The following is a 15,505-nucleotide window of genomic DNA, read 5'->3' on the forward strand; positions in this document are numbered from 1 at the left end:
GCGGCGCTGCGCCGGGCGATCAATGCCCGTTAACAGTAGGAGGGTGGGGGACAATAAAAAGCGCCGACGCTGTATGAGCCGTCGGCGCTGAAACCTTGAAGGGGTTTTGAGTTACATCAGAACGCTGGCACGACTGCGCCGTTGTACTTCTTCTCGATGAAGGCTTTGACTTCCGGGCTGGTCAGGGCCTTGGCCAGCTTCTGGATCGCGTCGCTGTCCTTGTTGTCCGGACGGGCCACCAGGAAGTTCACGTACGGCGACTTGGCGTCTTCGATGATCAGCGCATCTTTCGCGGGGTTGAGGCCCGCTTCCAGGGCGTAGTTGGTGTTGATCACATCCAGGTCGACCTGATCGAGCACACGTGGCAGCAAGGCCGATTCCAGCTCCTTGAATTTCAGGTGCTTGGGGTTGTCCTTGATGTCTTTGGGCGTGGACAAGGCGTTGGTCGGGTCTTTGAGGGTAATCAGACCGTTCTTTTGCAGCAACAACAGGGCGCGGCCGCTGTTGGAGCCTTCGTTCGGGATAGCGACGATGGCGCCATCTTTCAGGTCTTCGATTTTCTGGATTTTCTTCGAGTAACCGCCGATGGGTTCAACGTGGACACCGATCACAGTGACCAGGTGGGTGCCCTTGCCCTTGTTGAAGTTTTCCAGGTACGGCAGGGTCTGGAAGTAGTTGGCGTCGAGGCGCTTCTCGGCCACCTGGGTGTTGGGTTGAACGTAGTCGGTGAAGACTTTGATTTGCAGGTCCACGCCTTCTTTGGCCAGGGTCGGCTTGATCAGTTCGAGGATCTCGGCGTGCGGGATCGGGGTGGCGGCCACCACCAGTTTCTCGGCGGCCTGGGCGAAGCTTGCAGTCAGGGCAGCCGCCAGTGCGGTAAACAACAGAACCTTTTTCATGCAGTGTCCTTATCGGAATGGCGGGACGTCTGTGACGACCGTTGCTCTATGGAGTGCCAGCGATGTGCTGTCGCAGCGTGGAAGCGACAATACCTAGATTTTTTATTCCCGAACAATATCTTTTATTCACGTTGATATTCCATTTTGTTCATGTAGCGGCTGTTGATGTAGAAAGCTGCGCAAGGTTTCCTGCTCGTCAGGGCTGGCCGCGGCGAAAATACGCTGCACCTGCTCCAACGGCGAACCCGCCACGGGCAGGTTCAGATGCTCGGGCAGAATCTCGTCGCCGCTGCTCACCAGCAACGCAAAGTGAATGACGTTTTCCAGCTCGCGGGTATTGCCCGGCCAACTGTGGTGCTCCAACACCCGCTGGGCCGCGTCGCTGATCAGCGGCACCGGCAGGTCCAGGCGTTGGCTGTAGATGCCCAGGAAGTATTCGGCCAGGGACAAGATATCGCCGACCCGCTCGCGCAACGCCGGCAAATCCAACTGGCCTTCGCTCAGGTAATGGAGCAGGCGCTCGTGAAACTTGCCCGCCGCCACCGCCTGGGCCAGGTCGATGCTGGTGGCGGCCACCAGGCGCACGTCCACCGGGCTGGGCTGATGGGCGCCGACGCGGGTGACTTCATGGTTTTCCAGGGCCGCCAGCAATTTGACCTGGATCGGCAGCGGCAAGTCGCCGATCTCATCCAGGTACAAGGTGCCACCATTGGCGGAGCCAAACCACCCGGCACGGCTGCTGGCCGCGCCACTGTGGGCGCCGGCCGCGTAGCCGAACAGCTCGGCGTCGGCGTAGGTCGGGCTGATCGCACCGCAATTGACCGAGACAAACAAACCGCTGCGATCGCTGCCCCGGTGGATATGCCGCGCCAGCAGTTCTTTACCGCTGCCGGTCTCGCCGCGAATCAACACGGGCAAGCTGCGCGGCGCGAGGTGTTCGAGTTCTTCGCGCAGTTGCCGCGAACGCGGGTCGACGAACACCAGGGCCTTGGCGCGGATGCTCAGCGGGCTTTTTTCGGCGTCGGGGAAGGTCAGCAGCGGCTGACCGAAGGTTTCATGCAGACTCATGGCAGGCTCCCGCCCCCAATCCACTCAGGGACGGGGCGTTGAAAAAAATCAGGCCGTGCGCCGGGCGTGATGCTCGAGACGGCTTTGCAGGCGATAGAGGTAAGCGAAGCCCTGCTCCCAGCGCTGGTGACCGGACTTCACATTGATATGGCCGGCGCCGGACAGGATCCCGGCTTCGGCGCCCCAGTTGCGTGCCAGCTCCATGGCCCGAGGGGCGCTGACGGCACTGTCGTTGTCGGAGCTGACCACCTGGCTGGGAAACGGCAACAGGTCGGTGGGAATCGGCGCGAAGTTGCGCAGGGCCGGCGAGCACGCCGGACGTTCGACATCGGCCGGCGCCACCAGCAGGGCGCCGCGCACCTGTCGCAGAAACTGCAGCGGTGCGGTGGCCGCCCAATGGGCCACGGTGATGCAGCCCAGGCTATGGGCGATCAGGATCACCGGTGTGCTGTCGGCGGCGATGGCCTCGGCCAACGCGGCCACCCAGTCTGCGCGGCGTGGGGTCAGCCAATCGGCCTGCTCTACACGCGCGCTGTTGGGCAGGCTGTTCTGCCAATGACTTTGCCAATGATCTTCTGGCGATCCTTGCCAGCCCGGCACGATCAGGTAACGAATCGACTCGCTGTGCATGGGGTGCCCTCCTGCAGCGTTTAGCGTTGCTGGACAGTATAGGGACGCCATATATATTCGTTAAGGAATAAGAAGCTATTTATTAATAACCAAAATGCATACTCTGCAGGCACTGACCTGCCCGCGAAACCCTCCCACAAACGCCCACCCAGGTAACACCGTGGATTGCGGAAGTTTCATACGCATTTCCGAGGCCTTTCCTGCATCAATCCATTTTTCCCATTTGCTAGCGTGCCCGCATGTTTAAGCGCGCTTAAGCCAAACACTGCCTGGGCCGCGCGTTTAGTTTACTCTTTCGTCTTAAGGATGAGCCTATGTTCGCGCCTGCCCACGCTGAGCACTTCACGCTGCAGATTCCTTCCGTTCGCAACGACTTCAAGGTGTTGGCGTTTCATGGCACCGAAGCCATCAGTTGCTTGTACGCCATCGAGGTCGAGCTCGTCAGCGAATACCCTGATGTCGATCTCAAGCGCCTGCTCAACCAGCCGGCGTTCCTGCAGTTCGGCCCGAAGGGCAAAGGTATTCACGGCCATATCGAAGATGCGCGCGTGGGTGAAGTGGGCAAACGCCTGACCCGTTACCAACTGAAATTGGTGCCCGTCCTGCACTATCTGCAGTTCAGCCACAACCAGCGGATTTTCCAGCAACTGACGGTGCCGCAGATCGTGGCCCAGGTCCTCGAAGGACACGGCATCCTGGCCGATGCGTATAGCTTTCATCTGCGCACCACCCCGGAGCGCGAATACTGCACCCAATACGGTGAAAGCGACTTCGAGTTCATCCAGCGCTTGTGCAGTGAAGAAGGGATTTCCTGGCACCACCAACACAGCCAGGATGGCCACCGGCTGGTCTTCACCGAGGATCAGGCCTATTTCCCCATCCTGGGGGACACGCCTTACCAACACGACACAGGCCTGACAGTCGATCATCCGGTGGTCCGCCAGTTCTCCCTGCGTTTCAACACCCGTACCAGCGCCACCACGCGCCGGGGCTACGAGCTGAACCGTCCGAACCGGTTGCTGGAAAGCCACGCTAGCGCCGAGTCCAGCCCCAAGCTCGAAGACTACCGATACCCGGTGGTGTACGAAAACCAAGAGCTCGCCAAACGCAAGGCCCTCCAGGCGCTGGAGCGGCACCGTCACGACTGCCAGTTGGCAGAGGGTGAAAGCGACCAGCCGTTCCTGCGCAGCGGGCACCTCTTCAAACTGACCGAACACCCGCGCCAGCGCTACAACGCTCTGTGGTTGCTGCTCAGTGTCACGCACTCGGGCAAACAACCTCAGGCGCTGGAGGAGTCGCTCACCCATGACGCGGAGCCCGACCAGGGTTACCGCAATACCTTCAGTGCGCTTCCCTGGGACGTGTTCTACCGCCCACCGCTGATCACGCGAAAAACCGTGCTGGTCAGCCAGACCGCCCGCGTGACCGGCCCCGAGGGGGAAGAGATCTTCTGCGACGAGTATGGGCGGGTCAAAGTCGAGTTCCATTGGGACCGCACCGAACTGGACAGCGACAAGAGCAGTTGCTGGCTGAGGGTGTCCTCCAGCTGGGCGGGGGACCGTTTCGGTGCGGTGACCATCCCGCGTGTCGGCATGGAAGTGGTGGTGACCTACCTGGAAGGCGATCCCGACCAACCGCTGATCACCGGCTGCGTGCCGAACATACTCACGCCGGCGCCCTATCCCTTGCCAGCGAACAAAACCAAAACGGTGTTGCGCAGCCACAGCTCGCCCGCCAGTGGCGGCTACAACGAGCTGTCGATCGAAGACCGCAGCGGCCAGGAGCTGATCTACCTGCGGGCCCAGCGCGACATGGAGCAGCAGGTCAAAAACGACAGCCGGCTGGAAGTCGGTAACGAGCGCCGGGAAACCATCAAGGGCAACAGCATTGTGCTGCTGGAAGCCGAAGACCAGCGCACCGTCGCCGCCGACCGCAAAGTCCAGCTCAAGGCCAATGACCATTTGCAGGTGGCCAGCAGCAGCCACACCCGCGTCGGCCAGACCCTGGTGATCGAGGCGGGCCAGGACGTGCACCTCAAGGCCGGGGCCAATCTGATCCTGGACGCAGGCGCGAGCATCACCCTGAAAGTCGGGGGTCAGCACATCGTGATCGGACCCGGCGGCATTTTCAGCAGCACCGACATTCGACTCGGCGGTGCGCCCGTAAGAGGTACGCCCGCCAACCCCTTGTTGCCGGGCGTACCCGCGAGCCTGGCGACCCTGCCTGAACTGCCGGTGATGGCGCCGACCCAACACGCGCTGATGGCGACGATCAAAGCCAAGGCCGCGGATTTTTGCCCAGTGTGCGAGGCCTGCAAAAACGGCCTTTGCCTGCCTGAAGGAATGACGCCATGACAACGACCTGCCCCCGCCAATGGATGAACGACCAGCTAAGACTCGGCCACACCCTGTGCCTGATCCTGGACTCGGAAGGCGAACTCGTCGCCCGCCAAGCCTTGTTGAACACCCCTGACCCTGAGCAGTACTGCTGCGTCTACAGCCAGACCCCGATCAGCGAATTAGCCAATGCTGGGCCCTTCATCTTCCTGATCGACAATCCTGGCGATGCACGCCTCAAACCCCTTCTCGACGAGCCTGAGCGCAGTTGGGGCTGGCTGGCGAGCATTGGCAACGGCGACCTGCCGGCGCTGGCCCGGCACTGGCGCGAGCGCCTGATTATCGGCACGCGCCCCCACCGGGCGCTGTACCGTTTCCACGACAATCGCGTACTCGGCCGTGCCTTGGCGCATATCCCTGAAGAAGCCCGTCCTGAGTACCTGGGGCCGGCGATCAGTGTGTGTTATTGGCACGGCGCCCAGTGGAACGTCACCCACAATCCTGCGCCCGGTGAATACCCGCTGCCTGCCGACCCGGCATGGCTGAGCGTGCCGTTGCCAGCTGATCGGGCGATGGAAATACTTCATTCCACTGTCTACCGGTATCTGTGGGCAAAACACGGTGAAGACCTGATACGACTCAGTCAGCGCCAAGACCCAGGCACTTGGCTCACAGAACAACTTTCACACGCTCAGCAATGGGGATGGACGGCCCCTGAGCAGGTGCACTTTTTGATCACCAGCAAACTCACTGAAACCGAGCCGCCGCTCATCAACAACTGGGCGCCCCATGAAGGGGAAACGCCACAGGCTCATTACGAACGCCTGTTCAATGAAATGAAGTTCTGGTCTGGAGAAGGATCGCTATGAGGCATATACGACACCTTACTCATCCCTATCGGCGGGCCGTCTATATAAGCGTAATGGCCTGGGCCGTTTCAGGCTGCTCACTGCTGCCAACCGAGAGTTTTAACTTCCAGGCCGAGTTGCCGGAAAACTTCACGATAAGTGCCACTACCTATTATGACGCCGCCTCGGGCGAGTCGTGTCCGGGGCATAAAGTGGTCAAAAGCGAACAACCCAAGGGCACACAACTGATTGAACTCAAGTTGCCACTCACGGAAAGGGTGAAGGGGTGTTCCAGGGTGTTGAAAAGCGTTGTGCTGAATATCAAAGGGCAATGGGGAAAACGTGATCTGGATATGAGTTTGCAAAAGGGCGTTTTATCAATCCGCGATGAACCCACTGAAACAACTCGCCCTTTTCCCGCGTCGGGACCACTGGTCTTTCAGGGCCAGTGCCAGTGGTTGTTTCGCACCTCGGGACCGAACCGGGTTATCAGGAAAATCCTCCAGTGTCGGGCACTCGACGCGAATGGCGTCGTCCAGAAACGCCTGGTGGGTGGATCGATGCTGCGCGAAGGGTTAGCGGGCAGGACCGTGAAGTTGGTACTGACGGAGGCGAAAGAGGAAGAGCCGTATTTTGGGCGGTCATGGCTGGAAACACCTAAAGGCTGGAAGCCCTGTATCGAAACCAAGGAAACGTTCCGCTGCCAAAATCCGCCAACTTTCACTGATTTCAAAATGCCTGACGGACGTGACTGCACCGTCTATCCCAACTGCACTGAATAGGGACATAAAACAATAGCTCGTATAAGCGCGCACCAGGAGAAAAATCAATATGAAACACATGCAACACTTTAATCGCCACTGCCTGCAGCTCTTATATATAAGCGTAATGGCCTGGACCGTTTCAGGCTGCTCACTGCTGCCAACCGAAAGTTTTAACTTTCAGGCCGAGTTACCGGAAAACTTCACGATAAGTGCCACTACCTATTATGACGCCGCCTCGGGCGAGTCGTGTCCGGGGCATAAAGTGGTCAAAAGCGAACAACCCAAGGGCACACAACTGATTGAACTCAAGTTGCCACTCACGGAAAGGGTGAAGGGGTGTTCCAGGGTGTTGAAAAGCGTTGTGCTGAATATCAAAGGGCAATGGGGAAAACGTGATCTGGATATGAGTTTGCAAAAGGGCGTTTTATCAATCCGCGATGAACCCACTGAAACAACTCGCCCTTTTCCCGCGTCGGGACCACTGGTCTTTCAGGGCCAGTGCCAGTGGTTGTTTCGCACCTCGGGACCGAACCGGGTTATCAGGAAAATCCTCCAGTGTCGGGCACTCGACGCGAATGGCGTCGTCCAGAAACGCCTGGCGGGTGGATCGATGCTGCGCGATGGGTTAGCGGGCAGGACCGTAAAGCTGGTGCTGGTGGAGGCGAAAGAGGAACGGCCGGCATTTGGTGATAGTTGGGTTAAGTTCCCAGCGGGTTGGAAGCGTTGCATGGGTAAAGGACCCAACGATTTTTATGGGTTTTGCCATGGCAAAACTACGGATTTCGTACCTTTCAAAATGCCTGACGGCCGTGACTGCACCGTCTATCCCAACTGCACTGAATAGGGACATAAAACAATAGCTCGTATAAGCGCGCACCAGGAGAAAAATCAATATGAAACACATGCAACACTTTAATCGCCACTGCCTACAGCTCTTATATATAAGCGTAATGGCCTGGGCCGTTTCAGGCTGCTCACTGCTGCCAACCGAAAGTTTTAACTTCCAGGCCGAGTTGCCGGAAAACTTCACGATAAGTGCCACTACTTATTATGACGCCGCCTCGGGCGAGTCGTGTCCGGGGCATAAAGTGGTCAAAAGCGAACAACCCAAGGGCACACAACTGATTGAACTCAAGTTGCCACTCACAGCAAGGGTGAAGGGGTGCTCCAGGGTATTGAAAAGCGTTGTGCTGAATATCGAAGGGCAATGGGGCAAGCGGGAACTGGACATGAGTTTGGAAAGTGGCGCGCTATCCATCCGCGATGAACCCACTGAAACAACTCGCCCTTTTCCCGCGTCGGGACCACTGGTCTTTCAGGGCCAGTGCCAGTGGTTGTTTCGCACGATGGGACCGCATCGGTATATCGTCAAAATCCTCCAGTGCCGGGCACTCGACGCGAATGGCGTCGTCCAGAAACGCCTGGCGGGTGGATCGATGCTGCGCGAAGGGTTAGCGGGCAGGACCGTAAAGCTGGTGCTGGTGGAGGCGAAAGAGGAACGGCCGGCATTTGGTGATAGTTGGGTTAAGTTCCCAGCGGGTTGGAAGCGTTGCATGGGTAAAGGACCCAACGATTTTTATGGTTTTTGCCATGGCAAAACTACGGATTTCGTACCTTTCAAAATGCCTGACGGCCGTGACTGCACCGTCTATCCCAACTGCACTGAATAAAGGACATTAATCATGAGTCTGTATGAACCTATGAAAGATGAGGATAGGCCGTTCTTTAACGGAAAGATGCTGGCCTGCCCATTAAGGGGACACTTTATTAGTTTCCAGTTGGTGGATGAGTTCGGTGATGGCAAACCTTATGGGGGCCTTGCGTATACCCTTCAGGACAGCGCAGAGCAACAATATTCGGGGAGGTTGGATGCCGATGGATTTGCAAAAATTGAAGACTGCTATCAAGGACCTGTCGTATTAATGCTAAATGCGGAATATGTAGGAGAAGAAAATCCATATAAAACACTCATGGAGCGTCCTTCGTACAAGCTCCCCATCACCGAACTCCAAGTTCGCGCCGAACAAACCCGCTTCTTTCACACAGACGGGCTCCCTCGCGAGCACAACCCCGCGCTAAAACCGGGAGATAAGTTCATCCAGGTCGAAGTGCGAGACCTGGTCAAACACAGCGCACATCTACCGCCACCGATTGTTGACCGTAAATACCCGCCCGAGGACATCCTGATAAGAGCGCTCAATGAGCTGAGGTTCAGTCCCGAACCCGTCGTGACGTTCGGTGTCGGGCTGTTATCGAACCGGCACACTGTGCTCCAGGTGCGCCCACTGCGGGCGTTCCGGCCCATGTTCTCGACCGACAATAAGTTCTGTGCCTTGAACCTGTACCAACTGGCGATCATGGCGAACTTGAGTTATTGCGATTTCGGCCAGCACCCCGCCAAAGACCCGGTGGACCGGGTGAGTTTTCCGTTGGACCCCAGCGTCGGTCACTTCTTTGGTGAAGCCCTTTCGAACTACCGGGAAAGCTGGAAAGTGGACAATTCCCAATCGCCAGTTCACCGCTATTACCCCCTCTACGAAGAAGTGTCTTACTCGAAACGCTTCGAGATCTTGCCGTTCGATCCCACCCTGTATGAGCAAAACAAACCGGGCGAAGAACAGGAACATCCCGCCAAGCTGCACTTTTTCGATGACACCAGCACCCATTGGCTGAGCGCGAAGAGCACACAGGCGTTCATCACCCATCACGATGAGGTCATTCTGATCGCCATCCGTGGCACCCTGGAGTTGGCCGATTGGTGGCGTGACCTGGATGCGGAACAAGTGCCTTTTGAAGAGGGACAAGGCAAAGTTCATCGTGGTTTTTACGAGGCTTACAAGGCATTGAAAAAATTTGTCCAAGACTATCTTTTTCGATTTTATATCGGGCAAAAAATCATCATCAGCGGCCACAGCCTCGGTGGCGCAATTGCATTGCTGCTGGCGGAAGCATTGCGATGCGATAAAGCTCAGAAATACGACATCCTCCTCTACACCTACGGCTCCCCCCGCGCCGGCGATGCCACCTTCGTCGCCGCTGCCGAACCGCTGGCGCACCACCGCACGGTGAACAACAACGACATGATCCCCAGCGTCCCCGCGCCGTGGATGAACGCACGACGAAACATCTGGATCCCGGGGTTCAAGTCCCTGTTCATTACCAACCCGGTGCTGGGCGCCTTGATCTTCGTCGCCGGCCTGGTGCGCGTCGGCGGCGCGCCTTATCAACACCACGGCAAGCTGCATCACTTCATGCTCGTGCCGTTCAACCCGAAGGAAATGTCATCGATTCTGTGGCAGCCGGGCTGCGACTCCATCGAGCAAGCCGCCTGCACCCGCGCGCTGGCCCAGGATGGCGACCTGCCCTACCGCGAGGGTTGGATCACCCAACTCATGAGCCTGGGCGACCACAGCATCCCGGGCGCCTATATCCCGTTGTCCTGGGTGACCCTGCGACGCTGGCAGCAAACCCAGGAAACCCGCGGGACGCTGGTCACTGACCGTGAATACGCCCTGTTGGAAAAGGCATTGAAGGCCATGCGCGCCAAGGTTCAGGATAAATCCTGGCACATGCACAACAGCCAGCGGGATCTCAACGACCCCGACTACCAGCAGGCGGAGGCGGACTTGTCCCGCGAGTCGGGCAAGCTTGTCGCCTCGCTGCAACGCCTCAGTCTGCTGAACGCAACCAAACTGACCCTGGCCAATGTGTACGGCAGCGCGGCGCAGTCGCCCACTTTTGACGTCGCGTTGGCGCGCTGGAAAGACCAGCGCGAGAACACCCAGCAGGTGCAGATTGCAATGATTCCCGAGCCGAACCGCGTCGAGGAAATGCTTGCGGGTACCCGCATCAAGCCTTATGTGCGGGACCTTGATTCGCTGATCTAGTGGCCGGGGTAAATTCCAGGCAAAAAGTCGCACGGTGTTCTTCTGCCGCGCTGGCGACCCTCGTGCGCCAGTCGCTGGACAGTCCGCACAACCGCTGCGGGTGATCAGCCGCGCGGGGGTGCGCTTGCCACCTGCGGCGAAGGCGCTGATCGAAAGCCTGCGGGCGGTGGAAAGCCAAGCCGATTGGCCCGCGCAAACGTTCCAAATCATTGAACCTCACGCCCATCTGCGCCATCACCCTGTGCGCCACCCCGGCCGTCATCTGGCGGATGTAAAACGGCTCCTTCACCACAAAGTGGTGGATGCCGTGGGTGCTGCCGAAGTTGAAGCAAAACGCCTGCAACGGCCATAGCCACCACGGGTTGAGCACCTGGGTCTGCTGGATCACGTTGCCCGGTTCGACATCGCCGTAGTAGTGCATGTTGGAGCTGACGAAGTGCAGGCAAAAGGTGCGCAGCACGTTGGGGCCGATGATGACCACGGCGGCGATGTCGATCACCTGCATCATCTGCAAGGTGCCGGCGGACCAGGCGATCGGCGTGCCCATCAGGCTGGCGAGACTATTGGCGGCGTGGAAGCCCAGGAACAGGTACCACGCGCCCCAGTGCAGCAGCGCCAGCGGTGCGTAGACCAGCAGCGAACGTTTGAGGATGCTGAGTTTGTGCTTCCAGGTCCTGGCCCGCAGCACGCGGATAAACGCCGACATGACGTTATCGCCGACCATCAGCAAGCGCGCCAACCCCCAGGGTTCACCGTTGGTGATCGCGCGCTCCTCCATGTCGGCTTCGGTGCCGGAGACCTTGTGATGGTTGAGGTGCAGATGCCGGCGAATCCACGGGTTGATGGTGCTCGGCCGCGCCAGCCACACCAGGCCCATCATCAGGTTGTGGGGCAGACGCTGCTTGCGAAAGTACATGCTGTGGATCAGGTCGTGTTCCAGCTCGTGGGTCAGTGAGGCGAGGAAGGCATTGAGCAGCAGGCACACCCACCAGGCCATATACCCGCTGATGTAGAGCGCCGCCGAGCCGATCATGCCCACCAGCGCAACGGCGAGGATGCCCGCGCCCAGGGCGTCCTGATGCTGCAGCCAGGGATGCTGCCGGCGCAGCCGCACGCCCTCGGCCAGCACCACCTCGCGGATATGCGCCGCGCGCTGTTGCGTGTTCATCTGTTGGGGACTTGCAGAAGTACCGTCCATGCTTCCATCCTCTTGTTTATCGATGCCTGCATCCTGCCCCAAGCCGGCGCGCAGGACGCTAGCCCCACACGCCAACCTGTTGACCGCAAGCGCCAATCGCCATGACCGAACCCACTTCACTCGCCAGTTGGACCCGCGCCCTGCGCAAGCAGCTCGACGCCCTGGGCCTCGACAGCGCGGCGCTGTGCGTGCAGGCCGGGCTCGACCCGCAGTTGATGGACGATCCGAATGCGCGCTACCCGCTGTCGGCCACGTCCCGCCTTTGGGCATTGGCGGTGCAGGTCAGCGGCGATCCGGCCATCGGCTTGCGGGTGTCGCGGTTTGTCAGCCCCACGACCTTCCATGCGTTGGGTTATGCGCTGGTGGCCAGCGGCAGTCTGCGCGAGGTGTTCGAGCGCATCGTGCGTTATCACCCGGTGGTCAGCGATGCCCTGACGCTGGAGCTGAGCCGCGAGGGCGAACGTTACCGCTTTCGCCTGCTGCAACCGCCGGGCAGCCCGGCGCCAGCGCTGGAGGCCATCGATGCCTTCGCGGCGATCTACGTGCGCACCTGCCGCAATCGCCTGGGCCGCGATTACGCGCCGTTGGCCGTCTACCTGCGGCGCCCCGAACCCGCGGACCCGACGCCTTGGCACACGGTGTTTCGCGCGCCGCTGTTTTTCGGGGCCGGGGAAGATCGCCTGGAATTCGCCGCACGCGACTTCGACAGCCACCTGGACGACGCCAACCCGGAGCTGGCCGAACACAACGAGACCGTACTCAAGCGCACCCTCGCCCAACTGCAACCGCTGACCTGGGAGCGCAAGGTCCGTGCGGCCATCGAGGCGCAATTGCCCGACGGCGAACCGAGTGTCGAACGGATGGCCCAGGCGTTGCACTTGAGCGTGCGCAGCTTGCAGCGGCACCTGGCCGATGAAGGCTGTCGCTTCGATGCGTTGCTCAACGACTGTCGACAGAACCTGGCATTGCAGCACCTGCGCGACCCGCAGTGCTCATTGGCCGAGGTCAGTCATCTGCTCGGGTTCGCCGACACCAGCAGCTTCAACCGCGCGTTCAAGCGCTGGACCGGAATGACGCCGGGGCAATTTCGGGAGGGGTTGCGGTAGGGGGTGTTTTGCCGACGCCGAGCACACCCGGGATCAATCAGCGCCCACGGTCGCGGCGCAATAATTTCCTGGCTCGCGCCACCAAGGTCTTGGCCTCGAACGGCTTGAGCAAATAGTCATCCTCATGCAATTCCAACCCGCGCAGGCGATCTTCAATCCCACCCGGCGTGGTCAGGAACAACACCGGCGTGTCGCCCTGCTGCCGGATCGCCTGCTGCAACGTCCAGGCATGCAGGCCGGGCAGCATCACATCGAGGATCACCAAGTCGTACTCGGCGCTTTCGACAAACCGCTGCGCCGCCATGCCATTGGCGGCGACTTCCACACTGTAGCCGGCCTCGCTCAAGCCCTGAGCCATCCGCAGTGCCTCTTCGGATTCATGTTCCACTAACAGCACGCGCATAACACACCTCGATTGATCAAGCGTGCAGTCTACGCCCCTTCAGGTATGCGCCGCCTGCCGCAACTGCTGTGCATCGAGGATTTCGATCTCGCCATAGCCCAGGCGCACGATGCCCTGGGCCTGCAGGTCCTTGAGCAACACGTTGGTGGTCTGGCGCGACAGGCTCAACATCGCCGCCAGGTCTTCCTGGGGCAGTTGCAACACGCGCTTGGAATGTTCGGTATCGCCATAGCCCTCAACCATCATCAGCAAACGGTGGGCAAGGCGCGCCGAAGCCGGCATCAGGCTGAGCTGTTCGAGGCCGATAAAACTCAGGCGCAGCTTATGGCTCATCAACAATGCCAAGTCGCGCCAGTACTGCGGGGTTTCAGCAAGGAGGTTGAGCAGCGCCTGCTGTGACACCTGCAGCAGCGTGCATGGCCCGACCGCGCAGGCGTCATGGGTGCGGGGCAGGCCGTCGAACAGGCAGATTTCGCCGAACCAGTAAGGCGGCTCCACCAAACTCAGCACGGCCTCCTTGCCCTGTTCATTCACCGCGCTGACCCGCAGCGTGCCGTCGAGCACCGCGTACAAGCCACAAGGCGGATCGCCGCGCTTGAACAGGTATTGCCCCGCCGCGAGCGAGCGCAATCGGGCCTGGGCCAGCAGGCTATGCTGAAACGGTGCGGGCAGGTGGCGGAACCAATGCCCCGTGGCCAGCCGGGCGTGCCATTGCGCTGCGTTCATGAGCACTCCAAAGATTGTCGCCCAGTTGACAGTTAGGCACGGGCTGACAGGGCATGATCAAACATCCTACAGGAGGAACAACAATGAAAAGCCTCGTCGACCACCTCAGTCAATACGCCGCCTACCACCGCGACCCGCGCAACATCGCCAGCCACTTCATAGGCATCCCGTTGATCGTGGTCGCCGTGGCCGTGCTGCTCTCACGCCCGGAGTGGCCGCTGGCCGGGCTCTGGCTCTCGCCGGCGCTGATCGTCGCGCTGCTTGCGGCGTGGTTCTACCTGCGCCTGGAACTCGCGCTGGGCGTGCTGATGAGCGTGCTGATGGGCTTGTCGGTGTGGGCCGGGCATGTACTGGCGGCGCAAAGCACGCCGGTCTGGCTGAGCAGCGGCATCGGCCTGTTTGTGGTGGGTTGGGTGATCCAGTTTGTCGGGCATTACTACGAAGGCAAGAAGCCGGCGTTTGTGGATGATGTGTCGGGTTTGATCGTGGGGCCGTTGTTCGTGGTGGCGGAGTTGGCGTTTTTGCTGGGGTTGCGGCAGGACCTCAAGCAGCAGATTGAAGAGCGCTCGGGGCCAGTCGCTCGCCGTGATCTGAAGCCGAGAGAAGTCTGAATGTGAGAGAGGGCTTGCCCCCTCCCACATTTGTTATTGCAGTGTGTTCAGGCTTTTTGCCAGACTTTGGGTTTGAAGAACAAGGTCTCGCCCCGCGCCAGGCCGATCAGGCTGTCGTGGTCTTTCACCACTTCGGCTTCGATCAGTTCGCTCTGGCCTTCGACTTTCAACGTCACCCGCGTGGTGGCGCCCAGCGGGCGGATATCGCGCACTTCGGCCGCATGGTGATCTTCCAGTTCATGCCGCGACAGCGACACTTCGTGGGGGCGGAACAGCACGTGCTGGTCTTCACCCAGGTGCAGGCGGTTGGAGTCGCCGAGGAAGTGATAGACGAAATCGCTGGCCGGGTTTTCGTAGACATCGCCCGGTGAGCCGATCTGCTCGATCACGCCCTTGTTCATCACCACGATACGGTCGGCGACTTCCATGGCCTCTTCCTGGTCGTGGGTCACGAACACCGAAGTCAGGTTGATGTCTTCGTGCAGGCGCGCCAGCCAGCGGCGCAGCTCTTTGCGCACCTTGGCGTCGAGGGCGCCGAAGGGTTCGTCCAGCAGCAGCACTTTGGGCTCCACCGCCAGGGCGCGGGCCAGGGCGATGCGTTGGCGCTGGCCGCCGGAGAGTTGTTCCGGATAGCGGTCGGACAGCCAGTCCAGTTGCACCATGTTCAACAGTTCATGGACTTTGGCCGCGATCTGGCTTTCGTTCGGGCGCTGGTTTTTCGGCTTCATGTGCAGGCCGAAGGCGACGTTGTCGAACACGGTCATGTGGCGGAACAGCGCGTAGTGCTGGAACACAAACCCGACGTTGCGATCACGCACATCGTGGCCGGACACGTCTTCGCCGTGGAACACGATGCTGCCGGTGTCCGGGGTTTCGAGACCGGCGATGATGCGCAGCAAGGTGGTCTTGCCGCAGCCGGAAGGCCCAAGCAACGCCACCAACTCGCCACTCTGGATGTCCAGATTGATGCTGTTCAGGGCCTTGAAGGCGTTGAAGTTCTTGCTGACATTACGGACTTCGATGGACATG

At 59.9% G+C, this 15,505-nt stretch carries 14 protein-coding genes and 1 pseudogene; 8 read left to right on the forward strand and 7 right to left on the reverse strand.

Annotation, left to right across the window (positions count from 1 at the left end):
• Nucleotides 1–116: 116 nt before the first annotated feature.
• The 3 genes from ACLH0J_RS02790 to ACLH0J_RS02800 form a co-directional block, all read right to left on the reverse strand.
• Nucleotides 117–899 carry a MetQ/NlpA family ABC transporter substrate-binding protein gene (locus ACLH0J_RS02790; protein WP_411390796.1) on the reverse strand — a complete coding sequence of 261 codons (783 nt, stop codon included), beginning with the start codon at nucleotides 897–899 and terminating at the stop codon, nucleotides 117–119.
• A 126-nt stretch (nucleotides 900–1,025) separates the two neighbouring features.
• A complete protein-coding gene (locus tag ACLH0J_RS02795; protein WP_411390797.1) occupies nucleotides 1,026–1,967 on the reverse strand; it encodes a sigma 54-interacting transcriptional regulator in 942 nt (313 codons plus the stop codon).
• Nucleotides 1,968–2,015: 48 nt separating this feature from the next.
• Entirely contained in the window at nucleotides 2,016–2,597 is a 582-nt protein-coding gene (locus tag ACLH0J_RS02800; protein ID WP_411390798.1) for an alpha/beta hydrolase, read from the reverse strand.
• Between the two features lie 314 nt (nucleotides 2,598–2,911).
• On the opposite strand from ACLH0J_RS02800, the gene ACLH0J_RS02805 reads away from it, so the two are divergent.
• Genes ACLH0J_RS02805 through ACLH0J_RS02830 form a run of 6 tightly spaced genes read left to right on the forward strand, consistent with a single transcriptional unit; the run spans nucleotide 2,912 to nucleotide 10,432 of the window.
• The gene (locus ACLH0J_RS02805; RefSeq protein WP_411390799.1) at nucleotides 2,912–4,951 is read left to right on the forward strand and encodes a type VI secretion system tip protein VgrG; all 2,040 of its coding nucleotides are present in this window, start codon (nucleotides 2,912–2,914) and stop codon (nucleotides 4,949–4,951) included.
• A complete protein-coding gene (locus tag ACLH0J_RS02810; protein ID WP_411390800.1) occupies nucleotides 4,948–5,802 on the forward strand; it encodes a DUF4123 domain-containing protein in 855 nt (284 codons plus the stop codon). The genes ACLH0J_RS02805 and ACLH0J_RS02810 overlap by 4 nt, the downstream gene beginning before the upstream one ends.
• Nucleotides 5,803–5,855: 53 nt before the next feature.
• Nucleotides 5,856–6,563: a hypothetical protein gene (locus tag ACLH0J_RS02815; RefSeq protein WP_411390801.1), complete on the forward strand. Its 708-nt coding sequence runs from the start codon at nucleotides 5,856–5,858 to the stop codon at nucleotides 6,561–6,563.
• 49 nt (nucleotides 6,564–6,612) lie between these two features.
• Nucleotides 6,613–7,389, forward strand: a complete 777-nt coding sequence (locus tag ACLH0J_RS02820) for a hypothetical protein (RefSeq protein ID WP_411388346.1) — start codon at nucleotides 6,613–6,615, stop codon at nucleotides 7,387–7,389.
• A 49-nt stretch (nucleotides 7,390–7,438) separates the two neighbouring features.
• Nucleotides 7,439–8,215 (forward strand): hypothetical protein, encoded by a 777-nt coding sequence (locus ACLH0J_RS02825; RefSeq protein ID WP_411388347.1) that lies wholly within the window; start codon nucleotides 7,439–7,441, stop codon nucleotides 8,213–8,215.
• A 12-nt stretch (nucleotides 8,216–8,227) separates the two neighbouring features.
• On the forward strand, nucleotides 8,228–10,432 hold the full coding sequence (locus ACLH0J_RS02830) for a lipase family protein (RefSeq protein WP_411388348.1): 2,205 nt from the start codon (nucleotides 8,228–8,230) through the stop codon (nucleotides 10,430–10,432).
• A 104-nt stretch (nucleotides 10,433–10,536) separates the two neighbouring features.
• On the opposite strand, the pseudogene ACLH0J_RS02835 reads toward ACLH0J_RS02830, so the two are convergent.
• A pseudogene (locus ACLH0J_RS02835) lies at nucleotides 10,537–11,630 on the reverse strand (fatty acid desaturase).
• Between the two features lie 101 nt (nucleotides 11,631–11,731).
• Between ACLH0J_RS02835 and ACLH0J_RS02840 the strand changes: the two are divergent.
• Nucleotides 11,732–12,736: an AraC family transcriptional regulator gene (locus ACLH0J_RS02840; RefSeq protein WP_411390802.1), complete on the forward strand. Its 1,005-nt coding sequence runs from the start codon at nucleotides 11,732–11,734 to the stop codon at nucleotides 12,734–12,736.
• Between the two features lie 37 nt (nucleotides 12,737–12,773).
• Here ACLH0J_RS02840 and ACLH0J_RS02845 read toward each other — a convergent pair whose 3' ends face one another.
• Together ACLH0J_RS02845 and ACLH0J_RS02850 are read right to left on the reverse strand one after the other, a co-directional pair.
• Complete coding sequence (locus ACLH0J_RS02845) at nucleotides 12,774–13,139, reverse strand: response regulator (RefSeq protein ID WP_411390803.1); 366 nt, start codon at nucleotides 13,137–13,139, stop codon at nucleotides 12,774–12,776.
• Nucleotides 13,140–13,178: 39 nt separating this feature from the next.
• Complete coding sequence (locus ACLH0J_RS02850) at nucleotides 13,179–13,865, reverse strand: Crp/Fnr family transcriptional regulator (RefSeq protein ID WP_411390804.1); 687 nt, start codon at nucleotides 13,863–13,865, stop codon at nucleotides 13,179–13,181.
• A gap of 83 nt (nucleotides 13,866–13,948) precedes the next feature.
• Between ACLH0J_RS02850 and ACLH0J_RS02855 the strand changes: the two genes are divergently transcribed.
• Nucleotides 13,949–14,476, forward strand: a complete 528-nt coding sequence (locus tag ACLH0J_RS02855; RefSeq protein WP_411390805.1) for a DUF962 domain-containing protein — start codon at nucleotides 13,949–13,951, stop codon at nucleotides 14,474–14,476.
• A gap of 47 nt (nucleotides 14,477–14,523) precedes the next feature.
• Here ACLH0J_RS02855 and ACLH0J_RS02860 read toward each other — a convergent pair whose 3' ends face one another.
• Nucleotides 14,524–15,504: a sulfate/molybdate ABC transporter ATP-binding protein gene (locus tag ACLH0J_RS02860; protein WP_411390806.1), complete on the reverse strand. Its 981-nt coding sequence runs from the start codon at nucleotides 15,502–15,504 to the stop codon at nucleotides 14,524–14,526.
• Nucleotide 15,505 lies beyond the last annotated feature (1 nt).

The organism is Pseudomonas sp. MPB23, from assembly GCF_046605395.1.
Lineage (GTDB): Bacteria > Pseudomonadota > Gammaproteobacteria > Pseudomonadales > Pseudomonadaceae > Aquipseudomonas.

Coding starts and splice junctions, on each gene's coding strand:
- ACLH0J_RS02790 (WP_411390796.1), bottom strand. CDS start 899: ATGAAAAAGGTTCTGTTGTTTACCGCACTGGCGGCTGCCCTGACTGCA.
- ACLH0J_RS02795 (WP_411390797.1), bottom strand. CDS start 1,967: ATGAGTCTGCATGAAACCTTCGGTCAGCCGCTGCTGACCTTCCCCGAC.
- ACLH0J_RS02800 (WP_411390798.1), bottom strand. CDS start 2,597: ATGCACAGCGAGTCGATTCGTTACCTGATCGTGCCGGGCTGGCAAGGA.
- ACLH0J_RS02805 (WP_411390799.1), top strand. CDS start 2,912: ATGTTCGCGCCTGCCCACGCTGAGCACTTCACGCTGCAGATTCCTTCC.
- ACLH0J_RS02810 (WP_411390800.1), top strand. CDS start 4,948: ATGACAACGACCTGCCCCCGCCAATGGATGAACGACCAGCTAAGACTC.
- ACLH0J_RS02815 (WP_411390801.1), top strand. CDS start 5,856: ATGGCCTGGGCCGTTTCAGGCTGCTCACTGCTGCCAACCGAGAGTTTT.
- ACLH0J_RS02820 (WP_411388346.1), top strand. CDS start 6,613: ATGAAACACATGCAACACTTTAATCGCCACTGCCTGCAGCTCTTATAT.
- ACLH0J_RS02825 (WP_411388347.1), top strand. CDS start 7,439: ATGAAACACATGCAACACTTTAATCGCCACTGCCTACAGCTCTTATAT.
- ACLH0J_RS02830 (WP_411388348.1), top strand. CDS start 8,228: ATGAGTCTGTATGAACCTATGAAAGATGAGGATAGGCCGTTCTTTAAC.
- ACLH0J_RS02840 (WP_411390802.1), top strand. CDS start 11,732: ATGACCGAACCCACTTCACTCGCCAGTTGGACCCGCGCCCTGCGCAAG.
- ACLH0J_RS02845 (WP_411390803.1), bottom strand. CDS start 13,139: ATGCGCGTGCTGTTAGTGGAACATGAATCCGAAGAGGCACTGCGGATG.
- ACLH0J_RS02850 (WP_411390804.1), bottom strand. CDS start 13,865: ATGAACGCAGCGCAATGGCACGCCCGGCTGGCCACGGGGCATTGGTTC.
- ACLH0J_RS02855 (WP_411390805.1), top strand. CDS start 13,949: ATGAAAAGCCTCGTCGACCACCTCAGTCAATACGCCGCCTACCACCGC.
- ACLH0J_RS02860 (WP_411390806.1), bottom strand. CDS start 15,504: ATGTCCATCGAAGTCCGTAATGTCAGCAAGAACTTCAACGCCTTCAAG.